The sequence below is a fragment of the Micromonospora sp. NPDC002575 genome, from assembly GCF_042889525.1.
Taxonomy (GTDB): domain Bacteria; phylum Actinomycetota; class Actinomycetes; order Mycobacteriales; family Micromonosporaceae; genus Micromonospora; species Micromonospora carbonacea.
In genome coordinates this window covers 168,692-191,015 of sequence record NZ_JBIARA010000012.1, presented here as the reverse complement: position 1 = coordinate 191,015, position 22,324 = coordinate 168,692, and the positions used below count along the sequence as shown (strand labels likewise).

The 22,324-nt window shown below is 72.9% G+C and carries 16 protein-coding genes; 8 read left to right on the top strand and 8 right to left on the bottom strand.

What is annotated here, in order from left to right; all coding sequences use genetic code 11:
• Positions 1-83 precede the first annotated feature (83 nt).
• Both ACFYWL_RS19460 and ACFYWL_RS19455 read left to right on the top strand, forming a co-directional pair.
• The gene (locus tag ACFYWL_RS19460) at positions 84-410 is read left to right on the top strand and encodes a hypothetical protein (RefSeq protein WP_043966091.1); all 327 of its coding nucleotides are present in this window, start codon (positions 84-86) and stop codon (positions 408-410) included.
• 66 nt (positions 411-476) lie between these two features.
• Positions 477-1,286, top strand: coding sequence for an alpha/beta hydrolase (locus tag ACFYWL_RS19455; protein ID WP_386974538.1), 810 nt, complete (start codon positions 477-479; stop codon positions 1,284-1,286).
• Positions 1,287-1,308: 22 nt separating this feature from the next.
• Here ACFYWL_RS19455 and ACFYWL_RS19450 read toward each other — a convergent pair whose 3' ends face one another.
• The 4 genes from ACFYWL_RS19450 to mce all read right to left on the bottom strand — a co-directional run bounded on the left by ACFYWL_RS19450 (position 1,309) and on the right by mce (position 7,105).
• On the bottom strand, positions 1,309-2,547 hold the full coding sequence (locus ACFYWL_RS19450; protein ID WP_386974536.1) for an AI-2E family transporter: 1,239 nt from the start codon (positions 2,545-2,547) through the stop codon (positions 1,309-1,311).
• A gap of 124 nt (positions 2,548-2,671) precedes the next feature.
• Positions 2,672-4,795 (bottom strand): hypothetical protein, encoded by a 2,124-nt coding sequence (locus ACFYWL_RS19445; RefSeq protein ID WP_386974534.1) that lies wholly within the window; start codon positions 4,793-4,795, stop codon positions 2,672-2,674.
• A gap of 179 nt (positions 4,796-4,974) precedes the next feature.
• Positions 4,975-6,228: a cell division protein DivIVA gene (locus ACFYWL_RS19440; protein WP_386974532.1), complete on the bottom strand. Its 1,254-nt coding sequence runs from the start codon at positions 6,226-6,228 to the stop codon at positions 4,975-4,977.
• A 406-nt stretch (positions 6,229-6,634) separates the two neighbouring features.
• Positions 6,635-7,105, bottom strand: coding sequence for a methylmalonyl-CoA epimerase (gene mce / locus ACFYWL_RS19435; RefSeq protein ID WP_386974530.1), 471 nt, complete (start codon positions 7,103-7,105; stop codon positions 6,635-6,637).
• Between the two features lie 81 nt (positions 7,106-7,186).
• Between mce and ACFYWL_RS19430 the strand changes: the two genes are divergently transcribed.
• The 6 genes from ACFYWL_RS19430 (at position 7,187) to ACFYWL_RS19405 (ending at position 14,001) form a co-directional block, all read left to right on the top strand.
• Positions 7,187-8,383 (top strand): acetyl-CoA C-acetyltransferase, encoded by a 1,197-nt coding sequence (locus ACFYWL_RS19430; protein ID WP_386974528.1) that lies wholly within the window; start codon positions 7,187-7,189, stop codon positions 8,381-8,383.
• Positions 8,384-8,448: 65 nt separating this feature from the next.
• Positions 8,449-9,384 (top strand): methylmalonyl Co-A mutase-associated GTPase MeaB, encoded by a 936-nt coding sequence (gene meaB / locus ACFYWL_RS19425; protein ID WP_386974662.1) that lies wholly within the window; start codon positions 8,449-8,451, stop codon positions 9,382-9,384.
• An 88-nt stretch (positions 9,385-9,472) separates the two neighbouring features.
• Positions 9,473-9,886 carry an Asp23/Gls24 family envelope stress response protein gene (locus tag ACFYWL_RS19420; protein ID WP_386974526.1) on the top strand — a complete coding sequence of 138 codons (414 nt, stop codon included), beginning with the start codon at positions 9,473-9,475 and terminating at the stop codon, positions 9,884-9,886.
• A 94-nt stretch (positions 9,887-9,980) separates the two neighbouring features.
• Positions 9,981-11,669 carry a methylmalonyl-CoA mutase gene (locus tag ACFYWL_RS19415; protein WP_386974524.1) on the top strand — a complete coding sequence of 563 codons (1,689 nt, stop codon included), beginning with the start codon at positions 9,981-9,983 and terminating at the stop codon, positions 11,667-11,669.
• A 143-nt stretch (positions 11,670-11,812) separates the two neighbouring features.
• A complete protein-coding gene (locus tag ACFYWL_RS19410; protein ID WP_386974522.1) occupies positions 11,813-12,724 on the top strand; it encodes a tetratricopeptide repeat protein in 912 nt (303 codons plus the stop codon).
• A 65-nt stretch (positions 12,725-12,789) separates the two neighbouring features.
• A complete protein-coding gene (locus tag ACFYWL_RS19405) occupies positions 12,790-14,001 on the top strand; it encodes an arginase family protein (RefSeq protein ID WP_386974520.1) in 1,212 nt (403 codons plus the stop codon).
• 6 nt (positions 14,002-14,007) lie between these two features.
• Here the strand turns inward: ACFYWL_RS19405 and drmC are convergent, their stop codons facing one another.
• Genes drmC through ACFYWL_RS19385 form a run of 4 tightly spaced genes read right to left on the bottom strand, consistent with a single transcriptional unit; the run spans position 14,008 to position 22,320 of the window.
• Entirely contained in the window at positions 14,008-14,799 is a 792-nt protein-coding gene (gene drmC, locus ACFYWL_RS19400; protein WP_386974518.1) for a DISARM system phospholipase D-like protein DrmC, read from the bottom strand.
• The gene (gene drmB / locus ACFYWL_RS19395; RefSeq protein WP_386974516.1) at positions 14,796-16,643 is read right to left on the bottom strand and encodes a DrmB family protein; all 1,848 of its coding nucleotides are present in this window, start codon (positions 16,641-16,643) and stop codon (positions 14,796-14,798) included. Before drmB ends, drmC begins: the two co-directional genes overlap by 4 nt.
• Positions 16,640-20,218: a DISARM system helicase DrmA gene (drmA, locus tag ACFYWL_RS19390; protein WP_386974514.1), complete on the bottom strand. Its 3,579-nt coding sequence runs from the start codon at positions 20,216-20,218 to the stop codon at positions 16,640-16,642. Before drmA ends, drmB begins: the two co-directional genes overlap by 4 nt.
• A complete protein-coding gene (locus ACFYWL_RS19385) occupies positions 20,215-22,320 on the bottom strand; it encodes a DUF262 domain-containing protein (RefSeq protein ID WP_386974512.1) in 2,106 nt (701 codons plus the stop codon). The genes drmA and ACFYWL_RS19385 overlap by 4 nt, the downstream gene beginning before the upstream one ends.
• Between the last annotated feature and the right edge of the window lie 4 nt (positions 22,321-22,324).

Below are 22,324 nucleotides of genomic sequence, written 5' to 3'. Positions count from 1 at the left end.
TCCCCGTCGCGTTGCCCCACCTCCCCGTCGCGTTGCCCCACCTCGCCGGGCCGGGGCCGGGAACCGACCGTAACCTTGACGAGGTGAGCCCCCGTCGCAACCGTCCCCGGCGGGACGAGCACGCCCACCTCGACGCCGATCGGGCCCGACACGGGGTGCCCACCGTGCAGCAGTGGCGCGACGGCGACTGGCAGGTACGCGGGATCAGCGGCGGCGCGTCGGTCAAGACGTACCGCTGCCCGGGCTGCGACCAGGAGATCCGCCCGGGGGTGGCGCACCTGGTGGCCTGGCCGGCCGACGACCGGGGCGACCTGACCGACCGCCGGCACTGGCACAGCGGGTGCTGGCGGGCGCGGGACCGGCGCGGGCCGGGGATCCAGCGCGGCCGGGGCGCGCCCCGCTACGGCTGAGCGATCTGGATCACCCTGTTTCCGCCCGGGCGGGCGGTGCCGGCGCGGACGCGCGAGACTGGGACGGTGAGCACACCGATCCGCGCGTCCTCGATCCTGCCCGGGCACCGCGAGGACATCGAGCTGCACACCGCCGACGGCCTGACCCTCGTCGGCGAGCTGGCCCGCCCCGTCGAGAAGGAGCCGGCCGGCACGCTGGTCTGCCTGCACCCGCTGCCCACCCACGGCGGGATGATGGACAGCCACGTCTTCCGCAAGGCCGCCTGGCGGCTGCCGGCGCTGGCCGACCTGGCCGTGCTCCGGTTCAACACGCGCGGCACCAGCAGCGTGCGGGGCACCAGCGAGGGGGCGTTCGACAACGCCGTCGGCGAGCGCTTCGACGTGGCCGCCGCCATCGAGTACGCCGAGTTCGCCGAGCTGCCGAACGTCTGGCTGGTCGGCTGGTCGTTCGGCACCGACCTGACCCTCAAGTACGGCTGCGACCCGGCGGTGGCCGGCGCGATCCTGCTCTCCCCGCCGCTGCGCTTCTCCGCCCCCGACGACCTCGCCCACTGGGCGCGGGAGGGCAAGCCGCTGACCGCCCTGGTGCCGGAGTTCGACGACTACCTGCGCCCGGAGGAGGCCCGCCGGCGCTTCGCGGCGGTGCCGCAGGCCGAGGTGGTCGGGGTGCCCGGCGCGAAGCACCTGTGGGTCGGCGACGCCGAGACCGTGCTCGACGAGATCGTCCGCCGGGTCAACCCGGCCGCCCCGCTGCCCCTGCCGCGCACCTGGGACGGCCCGATGGCCACCGGCGACGTCAGCGCGTACGCCGACCGGACCGTCGCCTCGTTCGCCGACGTCCCGGTGCCGGGCCCGAAGGCCGGTTCCGCCGGCTGAGCAGGGGCGGGTCGGGCACTGGTCAGCGGGCGTCCTGGCGGGGCAGCACCACCTCGCGCAGGATGAGCTGGAGGGCGGCCACCGTCGGGATCGCGATGAGCGCGCCGACCACGCCCATCAGCGACACCCCCAGCAGGGCGGCGAGCAGGGCGGCGACCTCGTTGACCTCGACCGAGCGGCGCATCACCTTCGGGTAGATCAGGTAGTTCTCCACCTGCTGGTAGATCACGAAGAACGCGACGCAGGCGATCCCCACCGGCAGGTCGGTGGCGAAGCCGACGAGGCTCACCGCCACCGCGCCGAGGGTGGCGCCGATCTGCGGGATCAGGTCGGTCACCGCGACCACTACGGCCAGCGCGAACGGGTACGGCAGCCCGACGGCCAGCGCGAACACGAAGGTGGTCACCCCGGCCAGCACGGCGATGCTCAGCGCGCCCACCATGTACGCGCCGACCTTCGCCAGGATCTCGTCGCCGATCAGCCGCACCCGGTGCCGGCGGGAGCGGGGCACCAGCGCGTACCCGACGCGGCGCAGCCGGTCGAAGTACGCGAGGAAGTAGATCGTCAACACCAGCACGGTGAGCGCCCGGAAGACCGTGCCGAAGATGAGCTGGGCGCCGCCGAGCACCCCGCCCAGCGCCCGCCCGACCGTGTCGGCGTTCGCTGCGGCCTGCACCTTCGCCATCACGTCGTACCGGACGACGAAGTCGTTGACCGCCTCGTTGCGGCGCAGCTCTTCGACGTAGCTGGGCAGTTGCTCGACGAACTGCCCGGACTGGGTGACCACCGGCGGGACCAGCGCCACCAGGCCGCCGCCGATCAGCAGCAGCACGGTCAGCGTCACCGCCGCGACGGCCAGCCCGTTGGGCAGGCCCCACGAGCGCAGCCGGACCACCGCCGGGTTGAGCCCGACGGCGAGGAAGAGCGCGATGACGACCAGCACCAGGATGCCGGCCGAGTTGCGTACGCCGAGGAAGACGGCGTACGCCAGCAGCACGCCGAGCGCGCCGGTGAAGCCGACGAGGAAGCTGTTGCGGCGCAGGGGCCGCCCCGGCACGCCGAAGCGGCCCGAGCCGGCGGCGAACGCGCCGGGCGGGTCGACGTCGCCCGGTCTGGTGCCGCCCGGCGTGGCGTCGTCGGGCGGGGTGTCGACCGGGGTGGCGTCGGGCGGGGTGTCGACCGGGGTGTCGCGGCCCGCCGGGTCGCCGTCCCGACCGGTGTGCTCCGCCCGCCCGCCGCCCGCCCGCCCGTCGTGCGCCACCGAGACCTCCCCCGCCCTCCGGCGAATGCGCCCGGAGCGTCGTCAGCCGCCCACGGCCCCGGGCGGGCGTGGGTCCTGCCGACAGGAGGGTAGTTGCCGGGCGGACGGCCCGGCCACCCCGGGCTCACTCGGACTCGACGGAAACCTTGCTCGGCTTGGCGCTGCGCTCGTCGGTCGTCGGCTTGGTCGGCCGCTTGCCGTTCTCGCCGGTGCTGGTGATCTTCGTGGGGGTCGCCCCCCGGCCGCCCTCGCCGGGCACCGCGGCCACCGTCGGCTCGCCGTCCACCCCGGCGCTCGCCGCGCCCCCGTCCACCGTGGTGACCGGCTCGGCCACCGGCCGGGCCCGGGTCGGGGCGGCGTCGTCGGCGGGCACGGCCTTCGCCACCCCCGCGTCGGCGGTCGCCTTGACCGGCGCGGGCTTGGCCGGCTCGCCGGCCCCGGCGGGCCCGACCGGCTTGGCGCTCGCCGCCGCCGGCTCGGTCGCCTTCGCGGGAGCCGTTCCGGTCGCCTTCGCCGTGCCGGTCGCCTTCGTGGGAGCCGGTCCGGTCGCCTTCGCGGGGGCCGGCTCGGTCCCCGGCGTCGCAGCGGTGGCCGACAGGCGGACGCCGGCCAGCTGTTGCCGCAGGTCGAGCAGCTGGTGCTGGAGCTCGTCCGACTCCTGCCGGGACTGCCAGGTCTCCTGCCGCAGGTCGGCCAGTTGCTGCTGGGCCTGGGCGATCTCCAACATCACCTGGGCGAGCTGCTGGCGGCCGGCGGCCACCTCCTGCTGGGTCGCCGCGAGGTGCTGCTGCGTGGTGGCCAGGTGCTGCTGGGTGGTGGCCGCGTACTCCTCGAACTGGCGACGGGACGCGGCGACGTGCTCGTCGGCCCGGCGTCGCTTGTCGGTCGCGTCGGCCTCGGCCCGGCCCAGCAGCTCGGCGGCCTCCTCCTCGGCCTGCCGGCGCATCGTGAGGGCGTCCTCCTCGGCGGCGCGCCGGATCTCCGCGGCACCGTCCTCGATCTCGGCCCGCCGGGCCGTGAACTGCTGCTCCAGCTCGGTCTGCCGGGCCGTGAACTGCTGCTCCAGCTCGCCCTGCCGGGCGGCGTGCTGCCGGTCCAGCTCGTCGCGGCGCTGCGAGTAGTCCCGCTCGGCGGCCTCCTTGCGCTGGGCCAGCTCCCGGTCGGCGGCCTCCCGCCGGCCGTTGACCTCCTTCTCCACCCCGGCCCGCCAGGCACCCAGCTCCTGCTGCGTCTGGGCGCGGGTCTGCTGCACGTACGCCTCGGTCTCGGTGCGCATCCGCTGCACGTACGCCTCGGTGTCGGCGCGTTGGCGCTTGCTGGCCTCGGCCGCCTGGGCGGTGAGCCGCTCGGCCTCCTGCCGGGCCCGCTCGCGGGTGGCCTTCGCCGCGCCCTCGGCGTCGTCGGTGATCCGCTTGGCCTCCTGCAACGCCTTGGCGTGGGTGGCCCGGCTGGCCTCGGTGGCGTTGTCGGTGAGCCGCTTCGCCTCCTGCTGGGCCTTGGCGTGCACCTCCTTGGCCGCCTCGCGGAGCTGGGTGGCCTCCTGCTGGGCCTTGGCGAGGGCCTCCTTGGCGGCCTCGCGCAGCTTGGTCGCCTCCTGCTGGGCCCGGGTGTGGATCTCCTTCGCGGCGTCCCGGAGCTGGGTGGCCTCCTGCTGGGCCTTCTCCAGAGCCTCCTGGGCGGCCTTGCGCAGCCGGGCCGACTCGTCCTTGGCCGCCGCACGGAGCTGGGCGGACTCGTCCTTGGCCGCCTTCAGCGTGGCGTCCGCCTCGGCGCGCCGGGCGGCGCCGTGCCGCTCCTCCTCGGCCCGACGGGCGGCGAGGGCGATCTCGAAGTCCTTGAGCGCCTGGGCGGCCTGCTCCTTGGCCTCCGCGACGATGTGCTCGGCGGCGGCCCGCCGCGCCTCGATCTCCTCGCTGGCGGCGGCGAGGATGTCGTCGGCCTGCTCCTCGGCGAGGACGAGGATCTGCTCCACCCGCGGGCCGAGATGCCGGAACGAGGCCCGGTCCACCACGCCGACCTGCTTGCGCACCTGGGCGAGGTCGCGTTGCAGCACCTCGACCTGGCCGGCCAGCTTGTGGATCTGGGTGTACGCCTGTTCCCGCTCGGCCGCCAGTGTCGCGATCTCGTGCTCCGCGCGAGCGACGTACCTGTCGACCTGTCGTTTCTCGTACCCCCGCAGGGCGGACTCGAAGCTGGGCTCCGTCGTCACGTCCCCGCCGAGAGCGAACAGTTCCTCGCCGTGCGACATGCCCCCATCCTCACACGCATCCGGCTCGGCTGGGGCGATACGGACGCCCCGGATGGGAGCTGATTCACTGCCGTTACCGACGCTCGTGCCGGAGCGTGGGAAAAGCATACGGCGCGGGGTCCCACCGGTTACCCGGTGTCACCCCGCGCCGTGTCCATGCCCCCTGGCCGTGCGGTCGGTCAGCCGGCGGACTCCGCGTTCACCCGCTCGTCCTTGCCGTCCGCCTTGGCCGGCTCCGACTTGGCCTGCGCCGGCGGCACGCCGGGCACGATGCCGGCGAGGCCGGAGAGCATCTGGCCGAGCTGCGAGGTGACGGCGTCCTTCTGCCGGGTGAGGTCCTCGACCTCGCGGCGGGCGGCCTGCGTGGTCAGGTCGGCCTCGGTGCGGGCCTCCGTGAGCAGCCGCTTCGCCTCGGCCTTGGCCTCGTTGAGGGTCTTCTCGGACAGCGCCTTGGCCTTCTCGACGGTGTCGTTGGCGGTGCGCTCGGACTCGACCCGGCGGGCCTCGGCGCGCTGCTCGATCTCCTTGGCCCGCTCCTGGGCCGCCCGGGCGCGCTGCTCGGCCTCGCCGACGAGCTTCTGGGTCTGGGCGACCTGGGCGGCGTGCCGCTCGGACTCCTCGCGCTCGGCCTTCTCGCGCCGCTCGGCGAGCTGAAGCTCCAGGGCCTGGAGGTCCTTGTCGCGCTTGTCGCGGGCGTCGGTGAGGAGCTTGGTCGCCTCGGCGCGCTTCTCCTCGGCCTCCCGCGCGGCCTTCGCCCGCTGCTGGGTGATCTCCCGCTCGGCGGTGGCGCGCAGGGTGGCGACCTCGCGCTCGACCGTCGACTTCAGCTCGGCGACCTCGTGCGCGGTGACGGTGCGCAGCTGCTTGGTCTCCCGCTCGGCGTCGGCACGCAGCGTGTCGGCCTCCCGGCGGGCCTGCACGCGCACCTCGGCGGCCTCGCGCTCGGCGGCGGTGCGGACGCTGCCGGCCTCGCGCTCGGCGGTGGCCTTCATCGCGGCGGCCTCGGCGCGGGCCTTGTCGGTGATCTCGCGCGCCTCCAGGCGCGCCGCGGAGAGGATGCCCTCGGACTCCCGCTTGGCCTCGTTGCGGTGGTCGTTGGCCTGCTCCTCGGCCAGCCGCAGGATCTGCTCGACCCGGGTGCCCAGGCCGGAGAGGGTCGGCCGGCTGTTCTCCTCGAGCTGCTTGTTGGTCTCGGCGAGCTTCTGCTCCAGCGCGCTCTGGCGCTGCTCGGCCTGCCGGAGCCGACGCTGGGCGTCGTTCATCCGCTGCTCGGCCTCGGCGCGGGCCTGCTCGGACTGGGTCAGCGCGGCGGTCAGCCGACCGATGAAGTCATCGACCTGCCCGACGTTGTATCCGCGCAGGCCAACGGTGAAATCTGGCTGCGAGTTCGCGTTATCGAAGAACGCAAGAGGGGAGGACTGCTGCTGGGGCATTGGGACATACTCGCAGACCCCCCGGGGTGCTTCGCAAGAGCGGTGCGCGGCTTTCGTGTCCTGTTTACATGGTCAACAGGCCACCGTCGGGCGGGCCGATCGGTGGGCGATCTTGGCAGCTCCCGGGCGGGTCCGGCGGCCCGCCCGACCGGTTGTCGGGCGGGTTGTCGAGTGGGTTGTCGGGTGGGCGGGAGGCACCCCGTCGAACGCGCCGGATGCGGGTGGCCGGGCGCGGGGGGAAAGGGGGCCACCGCCCTTTGTCGACCGTGCCGGCAGCGCGCGAAAGGGGTCGGCGGGTCGGCGTCGTCGTTGGTCGACTTCATGCCGGCCGGATGGGGGTATCGCGTTCCGTTGACACCGCCGTGCCGCCGACCTGAAGTCGATCAACTCGACCGCGCATCCTCCTTCACCCCTGGGCGGGCTCGACCAGCTCGACGAGGACGCCCCCCGCGTCCTTCGGGTGGACGAAGTTGATCCGGGAGCCGGCGGTGCCCCGGCGCGGCGTCTCGTAGAGCAGCCGCAGGCCGCGCCCGCGCAGCGCCGCGCACGCCGCGTCGACGTCGGCCACCGTGTACGCCACCTGCTGCACGCCGGGCCCGGAGCGGTCGAGGAACTTGGCGATGGTCGACTCCGGGGTGAGCGGGGCGAGTAGCTGCACGCAGCCGCCCTCGGCGGTCGGCCCGACCGTCAGCATCGCCTCGCGGACGCCCTGCTCGGTGTTGGTCTCGGTGTGCACGCAGCGCATGCCGAAGGTGCGCTGGTAGAAGTCGATCGCGGCGTCGAGGTCGGCGACGGCGATCCCGACGTGGTCGATGCGGCGCAGGCCGATGTCTGTGACGAAGTCGGCAGCGGGCTCGACGGGGGAGTTCTCAACCATGGCGTTAGTCTGACCGAACACCCGTCTAACCGAACAATCGTTAAGGTTCACTGCTCGGCACCCCCCCTCGGAGGCAGGCACATGGCTTCGGTGATCGTCAGCGGCGCGCGGACCCCGATGGGGCGCCTGCTCGGCAACCTCAAGGACCTCTCCGCCACCAAGCTCGGCGGCATCGCGATCAAGGCCGCGCTGGAGCGCGCCGGGGTGCCCCCGGAGCAGGTGCAGTACGTCATCATGGGCCAGGTCCTCCAGGCCGGCGCCGGGCAGATCCCGGCCCGGCAGGCCGCCGTCGAGGCGGGCATCCCGATGTCCGTGCCGGCGCTGACGATCAACAAGGTCTGCCTCTCCGGCCTGGACGCGATCGCCCTGGCCGACCAGCTCATCCGGGCCGGCGAGTTCGACGTCGTGGTGGCCGGGGGCATGGAGTCGATGACCAACGCCCCGCACCTGCTGCTGGGCCAGCGCGCCGGCTACAAGTACGGCGACGTGACGATCTCCGACCACATGGCCCTCGACGGGCTGACCGACCCCTGGGACTGCTGCTCGATGGGCGAGTCGACCGAGCGGCACGGCGCGCGGCACGGCATCACCCGCGCCGAGCAGGACGCCTTCGCCGCCGCCAGCCACCAGCGGGCCGCCGCCGCGCAGAAGAACGGGCACTTCGCCGACGAGATCACCCCGGTGGTCATCCCGCAGCGCAAGGGCGACCCGGTGGTGATCACCGAGGACGAGGGCATCCGCCCGGACACCACCGTCGAGTCGCTGGGCCGGCTGCGGCCCGCCTTCACCTCCGACGGCACGATCACCGCCGGCAGCGCCTCGCCGATCTCCGACGGCGCCGCGGCCGTGGTCGTGATGAGCAAGGCGAAGGCCAAGGAGCTGGGGCTGACCTGGCTCGCCGAGATCGGCGCGCACGGCAACGTGGCGGGCCCGGACAACTCGCTGCACTCGCAGCCCTCCAACGCGATCAACCACGCCCTGCGCAAGGGCGGCCTGGGGGTGGAGGACCTCGACCTGGTCGAGATCAACGAGGCGTTCGCCGCGGTCGGCATCCAGTCCATGCGCGACCTGGGCATCGGCGAGGACAAGGTCAACGTCAACGGCGGCGCGATCGCGCTGGGCCACCCGATCGGCATGTCCGGCGCCCGGCTGGTGCTCACCCTCGCCCTGGAGCTCAGGCGGCGCGGTGGCGGCACCGGCGCGGCGGCGCTCTGCGGCGGCGGCGGCCAGGGCGACGCCCTGATCATCCACGTCCCCGCCCCCGCCGAGCAGCAGTGAGCGGAGCCGTCGAGCAGGTCCCGGCCGCCGGCGTGCCGTCGGTGCGCCGCAGCCGGGACGTGCCGATGCTCGTGGAGCGCGCCCGCGCCGGCGACCCGCGCGCCGTGGCCCGGCTGATCACCCTGGTCGAGTCCGGCGACGAGGTGCTGCCCCGGGTGGCGGCGGCCCTCGCGCCGTACGCGGGGCAGGCCCAGGTGGTCGGGCTGACCGGTTCCCCCGGCGTCGGCAAGTCGACCACCACCAACGAGCTGGTCCGGGCGCTGCGCTCGCGCGGGCGTCGGGTCGGGGTGCTGGCCGTCGACCCGTCCAGCCCGTTCACCGGCGGGGCGATCCTCGGCGACCGGGTCCGGATGCAGGACCACGCGACCGACCCGGGCGTCTACATCCGGTCGATGTCCAGCCGGGGCCACCTCGGCGGCCTGTCGGCGGCGACCCCGCAGGCGGTGCGGGTGCTGGAGGGCGCCGGCTGCGACGTGGTGCTGGTGGAGACCGTCGGCGTCGGGCAGGCCGAGGTCGAGGTCGCCTCGCTGGCCGACACGACGCTGGTGCTGCTGGCCCCGGGCATGGGCGACGCGATCCAGGCGGTGAAGGCCGGCATCCTGGAGATCGCCGACGTCTTCGTGGTCAACAAGGCCGACCGGGACGGCGCGGACGCCACCGTCCGCGACATCCAGGGCATGATCGCCCTCGGCGAGCGGGGGCCCGGCGAGTGGCGTCCGCAGGTGGTGCGGTCGGTCGCCGCGCGCGGCGAGGGCATCGACGACATCGCCGCCGCGATCGACAAGCACCGCGACTGGCTGGTCGAGCACGACGAGCTGCGCCGCCGCCGCGAGAAGCGGGCCGCCGCCGAGATCGAGGCGATCACGCTGGGCGTGCTGCGGGCCCGGATCGGCTCACTTCGCGACGGTACGCAGCTGCCGGCGCTCGCCGCGAAGGTGGCCGAGGGGGCGCTCGACCCGTACGCCGCCGCCGACGAGTTGCTGGCGCAGATCGGCGCCTGACGCGTCCACTGCGGACCCTCGGCAACGAGTACGCTCGCACCGCTCCACGGCCGGCGTGGGGCGGTGCGAGCGTACTGGGGGAGAGGGCATGGCTGACGAGGCGACGCAGGAGCTGTCGGTGACGCCGGACGCGGTGGCGGGCGGGACCACCCACGTCTCGGACGAGGTGGTGGAGAAGATCGCGGTGGCCGCCGCGCGTTCCGTCCCCGGGGTGGCCGACCTGGGCGGCGACGTGGCCCGGTTCTTCAACGCCGTCTTCGACCGGGTCGGCCTGGACCAGGTCGGCGACGCCCGGCGCGGCTGCTCGGCGCACGTCACGAACGGCGCGGCCGTGGTCAACCTGGTCATCGTGCTCGACGCCGGCCGGCCGGTGCCGCAGGTGACCGACGGGGTGCGGGCGGCGGTGACCCGGGCCGTCGAGGCGTACGGGCTGCGGGTCGACGAGATCAACATCCGGGTGGACGACGTGGCGCTCGGCGACCCCGCCACGCCGCCGGCCTGACCCGGTTACCCACCGGTACGCGACTCCTTAGCGATCGTTCAGGCTGGGGATTACACTCGGTCCCCTGACGAGGACTCGAGGAGGAGCCCTGCGCATGGACGCCGAAGAGATCGCCGCCGGCCGGGCACGCTGGCAGGCCCGCTACGACGCCGCGCGGAAGCGAAACGCCGACTTCACCACGCTCTCCGGGATGCCCGTCGACCCGGTCTACGGGCCGCCCGAGGGCGTTGCCTACCCCGGCTTCGAGCGGATCGGCTGGCCGGGCGAGTTCCCGTACACCCGGGGGTTGTATCCCACCGGCTACCGGGGGCGGACCTGGACGATCCGGCAGTTCGCCGGCTTCGGCAACGCCCGGCAGACCAACGAGCGCTACAAGATGATCCTCGGCGCGGGCGGCGGCGGCCTCTCCGTGGCGTTCGACATGCCGACGCTGATGGGTCGCGACTCCGACGACCCGCAGTCCCTCGGCGAGGTCGGGCACTGCGGGGTGGCCGTCGACTCGGCCGCCGACATGGAGGTGCTTTTCGACGGCATCGACCTGGCCGGCGTCACCACGTCGATGACCATCTCCGGCCCGGCCGTGCCGGTGTTCTGCATGTATCTCGTCGCCGCCGAGCGGCAGGGCGCCGACCTGTCCACGCTGGACGGCACGCTCCAGACGGACATCTTCAAGGAGTACATCGCGCAGAAGGAGTGGCTGTTCGACCCCGAGCCGCACCTGCGCCTCATCGGCGACCTGATGGAATACTGCGCGCGCGAGATCCCGCGCTACAAGCCGCTGTCCGTCTCCGGCTACCACATCCGGGAGGCCGGCGCGACGGCCGCGCAGGAGCTGGCGTACACCCTGGCCGACGGGTTCGGCTACGTCGAGCTGGGGCTGTCGCGCGGGCTGGACGTCGACGTCTTCGCCCCCGGGCTGAGCTTCTTCTTCGACTCGCACGTCGACTTCTTCGAGGAGATCGCCAAGTTCCGGGCCGCCCGCCGGATCTGGGCCCGCTGGCTGCGCGACGTCTACGGCGCGACCAGCGAGAAGGCGCAGTGGCTGCGGTTCCACACCCAGACGGCCGGGGTGTCGCTGACCGCCCAGCAGCCGGTCAACAACGTCGTACGCACCGCCGTGGAGGCGCTCGCCGCCGTGCTCGGCGGGACGAACTCGCTGCACACCAACGCCCTCGACGAGACGCTCGCGCTGCCGACCGACGAATCGGCCGAGATCGCCCTGCGCACCCAGCAGGTGCTGATGGAGGAGACCGGGGTGGTCAACGTGGCCGACCCGCTCGGCGGCTCCTGGTACGTCGAGGCGCTGACCGACTCCATCGAGGCGGAGGCGGAGGAGATCTTCGCCCGGATCCGGCAGCTCGGCGGCGAGGGCCCGCACCGGATCGGCCCGATGACCTCCGGCATCCTGCGCGGCATCGAGGACGGCTGGTTCACCGGGCACATCGCCGAGTCCGCCTTCGTCTACCAGCAGGCCCTGGAGAAGGGCGACAAGAGGATCGTCGGCGTCAACTGCCACACCGGCACCATCGCCAAGGACCTGGAGATCCTGCGCATCTCGCACGAGGTCGAGGTGGAGCAGCGCCGGGTGCTCGCCGAGCGCAAGGCGGCCCGCGACGGGGCGGCGGCGCGCGCGGCGGTGACCCGGATGGTCGAGGTCGGCCGCACCGGGGAGAACATGATCCCGGCCATGCTCGACGCCGTCCGCGCCGAGGCGACCCTCGGCGAGATCTGCGACGCGCTGCGCGCCGAGTGGGGCACCTACCGCGAGCCGGCCCGCTTCTGACGGTGGGTTAGGAAGGGGCCCTTCCTATGCAGAAGGCGTTAGGAGGGGGCCCTTCCTTGCAGGCAGGGGCGGGGGTGAGAGTCGCAACTGTCGCCGTCGCGGTTGATCTGAGTTCGGCGGGACACGTGCGAGACTAGATAACCATGAGCGACCCACGGATCACCTCGTCGATCTTCACGCGCGGCGCGGTCGACCTCAGCGCACTGCGCAACACCGCACCGGCCGCCGCCCGCCCCAGCACACCGGCTCAGGCCGGTCCGTCCTCCGGGCTGCCGGCCGCCGCCGGCAGCGCCGTGATCGACGTGACAGAGGCCAACCTCCAGGCCGAGGTGCTCGAACGGTCCACCACCATGCCCGTCGTGGTCTTCTTCGGCGCGGCCGGCTACCCGGAGAGCGACCAGTTCGCCCCGGTCCTGGAGCGGCTGGCGGCGGAGGGGGGCGGCGCGTGGGCGCTGGCCCGCATCGACGTCCAGGACAACCCGCGGATCGCTCAGATGTTCCAGGTGCAGGGGGTCCCGACGGTCTACGCGGTGGTCGGCGGCCGGCCCGTCGACGCGTTCTCCGGGGCGGTCCCCGAGGCCCAGCTGCGGCAGTGGATCGGCGCGGTGCTCAAGGCCGGCGGTGTCGACGTCGCCGCACCGGGCGACCCCCGCCTCGACGAGGCCGACGACGCCCTGATGAGCGGCGACCTGGACGCCGCCGAGGAGGCGTACAAGAAGATCCTCGCCGAGTCGCCGGCGGACGCCGCGGCCGAGGCCGGCCTGGCCCAGGTCGGGCTGGCCCGCCGGGTCGCCGGCGCCGACCCGCGCGCGGCGCTCGCCGCCGCCGAGGCCAACCCCGACGACGTGCCCGCCCAGTTGCTCGCCGCCGACATCGAGGTGCTCAGCGGCATGGCCGAGCAGGCGTACGCCCGCCTGGTCGACCTGGTGCGCCGCACCTCCGGCGACGACCGGGACAAGGCGCGCCAGCACCTGATCGCCCTGTTCACCGTCGCCGGCCCGGACGACCCCGCCGTCGCCTCCGCCCGCCGGGCCCTGGCCAGCGCCCTGTTCTGAGTTCCGCCGCACGCCAGCGCGGGCCGGCGTTCGCCGGCCCGCCCGACCCACGAGGACGGGAGCCCATGATGCGCCGGATCGCCGTCCTCGACGCGCCGTCCAACCTCGGGCTGCGCCCGCCCACCCCCACCGCCGTCCCCGGCTGCGCCAAGGCACCGGGAGCGCTGCGCGACCAGGGCCTGCTCGCCCGGCTGCGGGCGCGCGACGCCGGCTGCCTCACCCCGCCCCGGTACGACCCGGGCGACTGGCGTCCCGGCGACGGCGTCTGCCACGCCCCGGAGATCGCCGCGTACTCGGCGGCGCTGGCCGACCGGATCGGGGCGATCATCGACCGGGGGGAGTTCCCGCTCGTCCTCGGCGGGGACTGCTCGATCCTGCTCGGCTCGGCGCTGGCCATGCACCGGCTCGGCGAGGCGGTCGGCGGGCGGATCGGGCTCGTCTTCGTCGACGGCCACTCCGACTTTCGGCACCCCGGCAACGCCTCGTACGTTGGCGCGGCGGCCGGGGAGGACCTGGCGCTGGTCACCGGACGGGGGCAGGCCGACCTGGCCGCGATCGAGGGGCGGCGGCCCTACTTCCGGGACATCGACGTGGTGGTCCTCGGCATCCGCGCCCAGGACGAGTACCGCCTCGACCTCCAGGCCGCCGGGATCACCACCCGCCCGGTGCCGGCGCTGCGCGCCGAGGGCGCGGCCCGCACCGCCCAGTGGGCCCACGAGGAGCTGGCCGACTGCGCCGGCTACTGGGTGCACGTCGACGTGGACGTGCTCGACCCGGCGGTGATGCCGGCGGTGGACGCCCCGGACCCGGGCGGGATCGCCTTCGCCGAGCTGGAGATCCTGCTCGCCGGCCTGGTCGACACCCCGCACTGCCTCGGCGTGGAGCTGACCGTCTTCGACCCCGACTACGACGTCGACGGCGCGTACGCCGCCGAGATCGTCAACACGGTGGTGGCCGGGCTGGCCCCGGTGACCGCCCCGAGCGCGGTGCCGCCCCGCCTGCTCCCGGCGCAGCCGCAGCGCGTCCGTTCTGTGGAGCCCGTCGAGGTGAGCGGTATCTCGACGCCCAACGATGCGCAGGCGTCGTGCGGTGCCTCCGAACCGCTGCCGGCACCAATGCTGGGTCCGGCCGTCGAAGTGGAGCCGGTCGGGCCACCCGCATCGGCGGGGCCGGGTCTGCTGCGCCGTAGCCCTCAGCCTGCGGCGGACAACTTGGGTGAGCGTAGCGTTTCACCTGTGACCGACGGATCGTCGCCCTCGGCCACCAACATCGCTTGAGGTCCGTCAGACCGGGTTCGGCGTGACGGGTACGAAGACGGCGTCAGCGATCAGGGCTCTGAAGTGGTCCCGCAACCGGGCTGGCACGTCACCGCCCACGATCCGGACGCCGACTTCGACGTTCGCTTCGAAGGCGTGTCCAGAGAGGTTGGCGCTGGTCAGAAAGGCACTGTGCCCGTCAGCCACAACCCCTTTGGCGTGCATGGACGCGGGAGAGTCCCGGCGCGGCCGGCGAGCGGGATCCCAGACGTAGAACTGGGCGGACAGCCCGGCCAATGCGTCCAGGGCCGGGGTGCTCAAGGTTCCTCCCTCGGCACGGGTCGTTTCGACGAGGATCCGCACCTGTACGCCCCGGTTGATGGCCGCACCCAACGTGGCGACGATCCGGGCGTCGGTGTGGGCGGAGTAGGTGAGTACCAGCAGTTCCTGTCGCGCCGCCACGGTGATGCTCTCGAATGCCTGCCGGGTGGCCCGGAGGGGAACGTGCCGGCTCTGCGGGCCGGTCACCACGGGCTCGACCCGCAGCGCGGCCCGTTCGGCGGCTGCCGCCTCGTAGGCGCACGCCAACATGCCCGCTAGCGCCGCGCCGGTCACTCCGGTGGACGCTTGCCAGGCCAGCATGAGCTGCTCCACCAGCGGGCGCAGGGCGGGTGTCGTCGCCACGACGGCGCGGAGGGCACCGAGCGTCGTGGCGTCGGCGGTCGGCCGGGCAGTGAGGGCCTCGGTGAGGGCGGTCAGCACCTGCTGGTGCGGGCTGGCGCGGCCGATTGCCACGACCGCGTGAATCAGGTCCTTCATGGTGCCGGGAAGAAGGCGCTCTCCGCGCCCCCGAAGGTGGGGACGAGGAGCTTACGGTCGAGGAAGCGGTTGCCCCGTTCACACGATGTCTCGGCGGCGAAGAGGCAGGCGTGGCAGGCGGCGCCGTGGACGGTCCGGTCGTTGTCCGGGCGGTGTTCGGCGCACATCGGGTCCGAGGAGCAGAGGCCGGCGTCCCCCAGCGCCTGCTTGAGCACCAGTGCCAGCATCTCCGGGTCGGCGAGCCGGACCAGTCCGCCGAGCGTGCCCTCGCTGTCCGGCGCGGCGGTGTACAGCAGCAGACCGGCCATGCCTTCCCTGGCGTAGATCCGTTCCCGGATGCCGCTGGCGCTGTAGCCGCACTCGAGGGCGAAGGCGCGGATCAGGGCATGCGCCAGGGTGTGCAGCAGGGTGTAGCGCGGGGGACGCCAGTCGCTGTCCGCGTCCACGTTGCGTTGTGCGCACCACTGGCGGTGTCCCTGCCGCAACCGGAGGACGGCCCCGTGGCGGGTGACCCGCCTTTCCCAGTCGGCCACTCGTTCCTCCAGAAGGCGAAGGAAGACACCCTCGCCGCGGGTCTCCGCGCAGGGCACCCAGGTATGCGTCGAGTGGGACAGGGGAGCGATCTTCAGCCCCGATTCGTAGCGGCCATCGCCCAGCTCGTTCGGCGCGACGATGCGGGTGAAGCCGAGCAGCGCGGAGACCTCCCGCAGCCGAGTCACCGCCAGCACCTCGGTGAGCTGGTCGCGCCACTCCGACGCGACGCGCCGCGGCTCGATCCGGAAGTCCGGGTGGTCCCGGGGCGCCCGGCGATGGTCGGTCAGGACCTCCCACTCCGGCCCGAGGACGTCGGCGGCGTCGGCGGAGGGCGCTGCGGTCGCCCGGTGCCGGAAGCGGGTGATCGCCGCGAGTATCTCGGCATCGTCGGCGATGCCGAAGCCGACGAACTTCTCGGGCGCGAACGCGCGGGCTCCCGCCACCTGCTCCACGCTGCTGAGACCGCGAAGCTGGGTCCACTGCCGTTCGACCTCGACCAGCAGCGGGTCCTCCGCCTCGGGGATCGACACCACCGCCACCTTGAACGGGAACCAGAGATTGGAGGCACCCAGGCCGATCGCCCTCGGCGTGACGTCGCAGTACGGGTCGAAGGACCGCAGGTGCGGATGGCGACCTCGGCACCGCGGCAGGTGCTTGGCCGCGTCCCGACCGAACGCCGGTGCCATGCTGCGTCGGGCGTTGCAGCTGACGCACGTGACGAAGACGCTGGCCGCATCGCCGGAGACCCCGCGCTCGCCGAACTGTAGCAGCGTCTTGCCGCAGCTGGCGCCCTTGTGTACGTAGTAGTCCCAGGGAAAGTCGTCCAGGTGCCCGGCCTCACAGGCGAGCATGAACCGTACCGGCATGGCGGCGGGTGCCTTCGCCTTGGCGACCGGGCAACTTTCGTGCACCACCCGGACGAGGTCGGGGCGGTTCGGATTGGCACGAAGCTTGAACAGCGTGCTCTCGATGGGGCCCAGGTGCCGGCAGTAGGGGCAGCGCAGGAAGCGGGGGAAGACCTCGACCGGCACGCCGACCCGGGTCCACTCGCCGAACATGTTGCCGTGTTCCTCCGGCACGTACGGGGGCAAGCGCAGCGTGCTCACCTGCTTGCCGGCCCGCTCCTGGACCGCCGCGAGCAGCCGGGGCTCGCTGATCTGCTCGGTGTGCGATATGTCCCACTCGTCGAGTCCCATGACGAGGGCGGAGAAGCGGGGCAGATCGACGATCGAGCCGATGCCGAAGGTGTGCTGGAGTTGGCTGGGGCGCAACTCGCCGACCCGGTTGATCCGGGGACCGTTGCCCTTCACGCGGTGGCCTCCTCGTCGATCTCGTCGTCGGTCTCGTACGACCCGGTGTCGAACAGCGTGGGGGCCTCGTCGGTCGGCCGCCGGTACGGGTTGTCCCGTTCGTTGCCGAGGGGGGCGCCGCCGTCGCGGATCAGCAGTCGGATGCCCGGCTCCACGTTGCGCAGCGAGGTCGGGCAGGTCCACTCGCTCCAGGGCCCGGTGTCCGGTTCGGCGAGCAGGCCCACCGTCCGGCCGTCCCGCTCGGCCTGGTAGCCAAGGTGCTGGTACTTGGCACTGGCCAGGTCGGCCCAGCGGTCGAGCGTCCGGTCGAGCCGCGCCCGGACGTGTCTGGCGGCGTCCTTATCTCCGGTCACCGTCGCGGCCCGTTCCACCACCGAATCCACCAGATCGGCGACCTTCTTGGCGTGCCGGTCGAGCCGTTCGGCGTCCCGGTTGGCGTTCCAGGTGGCGTCGTGCTGGCGGATCAGGCTGGCGAGGACGGCGGTCAGCCCCCGGTCCAGCGCGCGATCGGCGAACGGGGTCACCGACAGGGCCTCCACATGCCGGTACGCCGAGCTGTGGAAGTGCTCGAACGTCTCGTAGTGCGACAGGTCGCGTGGCCGCGCCCAGTTGAAGGCGGTGAAGACCAGGCCCGGCGAGGCACGCCCGACCCGGCTGGTGGCCTGGATGTACTCGGCGGCGGACTTCGGCTGCCCGGCGACGACCATCAGCCCCAGCCGGGAGATGTCCACACCAACGGAGATCATGTTGGTGGCCAGCAGCACGTCGATCGGCAGCACCTCCGGGGCCTTCTTGCCACGGTGGGCCGGCACCGGCACCTCCAGCCGGCGGAGGATCTCCGGAATCTCGCTGGAGTGCAGCCGCGAGGTGAGCTCTGCGACGTCCGGTTTCTCCCGCCGGGCGAGGCCGAGCTGCCGTGCGTCGTACAGGCGGGTCGCCACGTCGTCGTCGACGACCCGGCGCATCCCGCCCAGCTCCCGCAGGGAGCCGAAGTAGCCGATCATGGTCATGTACGCGTCGGTCCCGGCCTTCTCGCCGTACCGCTCGTGCAGCAGTTGGGCTGCCGCCATGCCGGCGACGTAGAGCCGGATCAGCAGCGCCTTGAACTTCCGGCCGTGTGCGCAGACGCCGACGTAGCGTCGGCCGGGCAGTTCGCTGACCGTTCGGGCGCGGGCGAAGAAGGAGTTCCGTGAGTCGGTCCCGGGCGGCGGGAAGATCGCCAGCTGCCGGGTGAACACCCCGTTGACCTGAGCTGCCGCGCCCCGGACGGTGGCCGTCGACGCGATCACCATCGGTCGCACCGGCGCCGCACCGGGAATGTCGGGCAGCCAGGTCGCCAGCTCGTCGACCACGGTCTCGTAGAGGCCGACCAGGGAGCCGAGCGGTCCCGAGATGAGGTGTAGCTCGTCCTGCACGATGAGGTCCGGCGGGCGCAGCCCGCCGACCCGATCGACACTGGCCGCCGGCTGGCGACCGGCCGGCCGGTGCTCGAGGGCGTTGCACCCGATGGTCTCCGGCGTCCGGTAGCCGTGCCGGGTGCACCGGCCGGTGACCTTGCCGAAGAGCGCCTGCACCGACCCCTTCCACGGCAGCTGGGCGAACTTGTCGACGGTGGCGATGATGAAGGCGGGCAGCAGCCGGTAGAGCTCCTCGTCGACCACCACCACCGGAAGCCCTTCACCGGAGCTACGGCGCAGGGTGAACGGGCAGCGACCGGTGCTGTCTCCGCAGAAGACGATGGTGCGGCCCCGGACCAGGTCGACCTCGATGTTGTGATCGGCGGTCAGCCCCGTGCCGCACCACGGACAACTGGTGAGCTGGTGGGGCGACCCCTGGCCGCCACCGGGACGCCCCTTGAGCTGACCCCGGGCCTCCTTCACCGCGTCGGCGGCGGCCTCCGTGCGATTCGGTGTCACGCTGCCGCCGACCCAGAGACCCAGCCGGAATGGGGTCTCGCCCCAGCGGGCAGGCTCCTCGCGGCGGAGGGTCTCGCAGGCGCAGATCAGCGCGGCGGCCCGCTGGAACTGCTGCACCGTCAGCAGCCGCAGGGTGTAGCGCATCAGCACGGCCACGCCGTCCTCGGCGAAGAGGCCGCCCAGGGTGGGCTTGCGCCGCCGGATGGCCATCGCGAACGCCGCCAGACCCAGGTACGCCTCGGTCTTGCCGCCACCGGTGGGGAACCAGAGCAGGTCCATGATGCCGCTGTCCGGGCGGCGGTTGCGGTGCGTCGGGTCCGCCAGGGCGGGCAGCCCCATCAGCAGGAACGCGAGCTGGAACAGGCGCCACGCCGGCCGGTCGGCGGCCTCGGCGGCGGCGACGGCGTCGGGCAGCGGGAGCTTCGGATCGGCCCGCCGCTTGGCGGCGGCCATGGTGTGCAGCCGCTGCAACCGCATCGCCCGGTTGGCGAAGCGGAACGCCGCGAGCGGCTCCGAATCGGCCGGATTGAGCAGCACCTCGATGCCCTCCCGGATCCGGTCGGCCGCCGTCCGGCAGTCGTCGAGGGCTAGCTCCGCGTCGACCCGGAACCGGTCCAGGGACGGGTCGGTGGCGGCCTGCCCGGCCCGCTCCTCGATCCACGCCTGGTAGGCGACCAGGATCGGCTCCAGCATCTGCCGAAGCCTCGCCGGCTCCGCCTCGGCCAGTGCGGCCATGTCCAGCTCGACCCCGGCGAGGCGCTCTTCGTCCCTGGGACGGGTGGCGTCCGTGGCGGGCATCTCGTACCACGGCATCGGGTCGGTGCGGACGCTCACCGCGCGGGTGGGGTCGTCGTCGAGGGTCTTGACCTGGACGCCGACGCCGTGCCCGACGGCGAAGGCCGGGGTGTGCCGGTAGCGCATGGCGAGGGTACGCAACTCGCGGATGGCCGGGTCGACGACGCGGTCGTCCGGCAGCGGCAGCTCGCGGGGGCAGAAGGGCGTCGAGCCCTCGATGACGCCGCGAACCCGTAGGCCGCACTGGAAGATCCAGGTCGCGTTCATCATCTTGCCGGCGGGGTCGGTGGTGTTGACCAGGAACAGCGAGACGACCCACTGCCTGTCGTGCCGGCGGATCCGGCCCCGGACGACCACCTCTGGCTGTTCCCGGTCGATCCCGAACGGCGTGACCTCGCCCTCGACCAGGGTCAGCCGTGCCTCGCCGCCGCGCTGCTGGCGCCGCCACACCAGCGGCTGGCTGCCGTCGTCGAGCGGGGCGCTGGCGTGCTCCCGCACGTACCGACCCCACTCCGCCTCGACAACCAGTTCGGTCTCCGGTGCGGCCACGGCGAAGCTCAGCCCCAGCGAGGAGGGGTAGAACGAGGGGGTGGCGGGAGCGGCGTCGGTGCCCGCCTCGTCATCGCCGGAGGGGTCGCCCTCCTCGGCGAGGCCGTCCAGGGCCGCCGGGTTGACCAGGAGACCGGCGGGGGCCAGGCAACCGACCGGGTAGCGGTCGCGCAGCAGGACCTGCCGGCCACCGGGCGGCCCGACGATCTCCTCGGCCACGTCGGTCGGCCCGACCAGGTCGCGTCGGACCAGCTCGGCCAGCTTGTCGCGAAGCTCGGCCCCGGAGGGTACGGCCAGCACGGGCGACTCGGTCATCCGTCCTCCCCGTCGTCGGTCCTGCGCAGCTCGTCCCGAAGTGCGGCCAGCGGGCGCAGCCCGGCCGAGGTGTCGGCCAGCCAGTAGGCCCAGCCGTTAGTGCTGCCGCCGTGGGCCACGTCGCTCGCGCCAGAGGGTGAGTCATACCGCACGCCGTCGAACTCGATCCGGCCGTCGGCGAGGATTCGCGCCTCGACGTCGTCGGCCGGGTTGATCAGCACCGCCTTGGCCGAAAGCAGCCCGGCGTCGATGAGGTCGACGATCCGCACCCCGTACCAGGTGCGGGCCGGGGCCGGGGGACCGGTCGGCTTGCCGGCCTTCGGGTAGACGGGCGCGTAGCCGGAGTCGGCCAGCCGGTTGAAGGCGTCCCGCACCACCCCGGCCATCAGCTTGCGGCGCTGGCTCAGGAACGCGTCGTACGACAGCTTGGTCCACCTCTCGGGCAGGGCGTGCCAGTGCGACTGCACCTCCAGCGTGGCCCGGCTGAGGCCCTTCTTGCGGACCTCGTCCGGCCAGTACTTCGTCGGCGGCTGGTCGGAGATGCTGATGTTGTCGTGCCATTCGACCAGCGCCATGTTGGCGATCTGGTTGATCTTCTTGGTGTTGGTGATGCCCTGCTTGCGCAGGTAGGCGCGGGGGAACAGGTGGTGCCGCTCGATGCCCTTCTTGGCGGTGACCGCCGGGTCGAGCCGGGCACGGACCTTGCCGGTGGAGAGCAGGGCGTCGGCGTCGACGATGTTCAGGGCCGCGATGTACGCCAGCAGCGCCGGCGACTTGGCGGCCGAGCTGTCCAGCTCGTTGGGGAGGCGGATCTCCCAGTAGTCGGTGGTGAGGGTGTCGTTCACGATCTTCGACAGCACCGCGACGAACCCGTCCGCGTCGCCCTTCGCCAGCCCGGCGAACTGGGCCAGGTCCCGCTCGACCTGGCTCTCGAACGAGCCCGAGTAGCGGCCGGTGGTGTGCGCCATGAAGAACCAGCGGGCCATCACCTCCCGCAGCCGGGCGAGCGGGACCTGGTAGTCCACCCGACCGATCAACCAGATCGCGTACGAGAAGATGATCGCGTTCTCGCTGGAGATCATCTTCTTGCCCCGGAACCCGGCCCGCTCCAGGCAGAGCAGGAACTCGTGCCAGTTGGTCAGGTTCAGCACCTGCTCCTGCGCCTCGGCGAGCCGGGCGAACTGGGCGTCCCGCTTCTCCGGCGACGGCTTGCCGGTCTCCACGTCCTTGCCGCGCAGCAGCACGTAAATCTGCTTGAGCACCGCCCGCCGCATCGCGACCGCGACGGTGGCGCGCAGCAGCTGCGGCGGCTGCGGCTGGATGTACCAGTTGAACGGGCTGGCGTCGCCGAGGCTCGGGATCCGGCAGGCGCGGCAGAACTCCTCCAGGTCCCGCCGGCCCTTCTCCCAGAAGACCGACATCAGGGTGAGGATGAAATCGGCCTGGACCAGCGCGACGCCCTCGCTGTTGATCCGGACGAAGATCTCCGCGACCTGCTCCTCGTTGGCCGTCGCCGACAGCTCGATCACCTTGAACGGGTACTGCTGGAGGTCGTGCAGGCGGTGGATCGCCTCTTCCAGCCGCTGCTCCTCGGCGTCGTCGACCTCGCGCCGGGCGGCGAGGGCCTTCAGGTACGCCTTCTTGGTCGCCCAGATCCCGCCGGGCTGCCAGAGCACGCTGATGTCCGGGATGAACTCCGGGTCCTTCTCGATCGCCGCGTCGGTGACGGCGAAGGTGGCGTCGGTCGGCCGGAAGGCGATCCTGATCCGCGACTCGGAGTAGTCGTCGTGCAGCACGGTCGCGCCGGTCATCACCGCGAAGAGCGAGGTGAGGCGCTGCTGCCCGTCGACGATCAGGTGGTGGGGCGCGGCCTGGACCGTGTCCACCCCGATCTGCCGGGCGCCCACCTCGGCGCCGGTGTCCCAGAACAGCAGGTACCCGACGGGGAAACCCTTGTACATCGAGTCGAACAGCGCCCGGACCTTCGTGGCCTGCCAGACGAAGGGCCGCTGGATGTCCGGCAGTGCGATCTTCCCCGTCTTGATCAGCTCGACCAGCAGTGAGACCGGGTAGGTAGCGTCCTTGTAGAGGGTTTCGGGCATTCGG

Coding starts and splice junctions, on each gene's coding strand:
- ACFYWL_RS19445 (WP_386974534.1), bottom strand. CDS start 4,795: ATGTCGCACGGCGAGGAACTGTTCGCTCTCGGCGGGGACGTGACGACG.
- ACFYWL_RS19440 (WP_386974532.1), bottom strand. CDS start 6,228: ATGCCCCAGCAGCAGTCCTCCCCTCTTGCGTTCTTCGATAACGCGAAC.
- mce (WP_386974530.1), bottom strand. CDS start 7,105: ATGGTTGAGAACTCCCCCGTCGAGCCCGCTGCCGACTTCGTCACAGAC.
- ACFYWL_RS19430 (WP_386974528.1), top strand. CDS start 7,187: ATGGCTTCGGTGATCGTCAGCGGCGCGCGGACCCCGATGGGGCGCCTG.
- meaB (WP_386974662.1), top strand. CDS start 8,449: ATGCTCGTGGAGCGCGCCCGCGCCGGCGACCCGCGCGCCGTGGCCCGG.
- ACFYWL_RS19420 (WP_386974526.1), top strand. CDS start 9,473: ATGGCTGACGAGGCGACGCAGGAGCTGTCGGTGACGCCGGACGCGGTG.
- ACFYWL_RS19415 (WP_386974524.1), top strand. CDS start 9,981: ATGGACGCCGAAGAGATCGCCGCCGGCCGGGCACGCTGGCAGGCCCGC.
- ACFYWL_RS19410 (WP_386974522.1), top strand. CDS start 11,813: ATGAGCGACCCACGGATCACCTCGTCGATCTTCACGCGCGGCGCGGTC.
- ACFYWL_RS19405 (WP_386974520.1), top strand. CDS start 12,790: ATGATGCGCCGGATCGCCGTCCTCGACGCGCCGTCCAACCTCGGGCTG.
- drmC (WP_386974518.1), bottom strand. CDS start 14,799: ATGAAGGACCTGATTCACGCGGTCGTGGCAATCGGCCGCGCCAGCCCG.
- drmA (WP_386974514.1), bottom strand. CDS start 20,218: ATGACCGAGTCGCCCGTGCTGGCCGTACCCTCCGGGGCCGAGCTTCGC.
- ACFYWL_RS19385 (WP_386974512.1), bottom strand. CDS start 22,320: ATGCCCGAAACCCTCTACAAGGACGCTACCTACCCGGTCTCACTGCTG.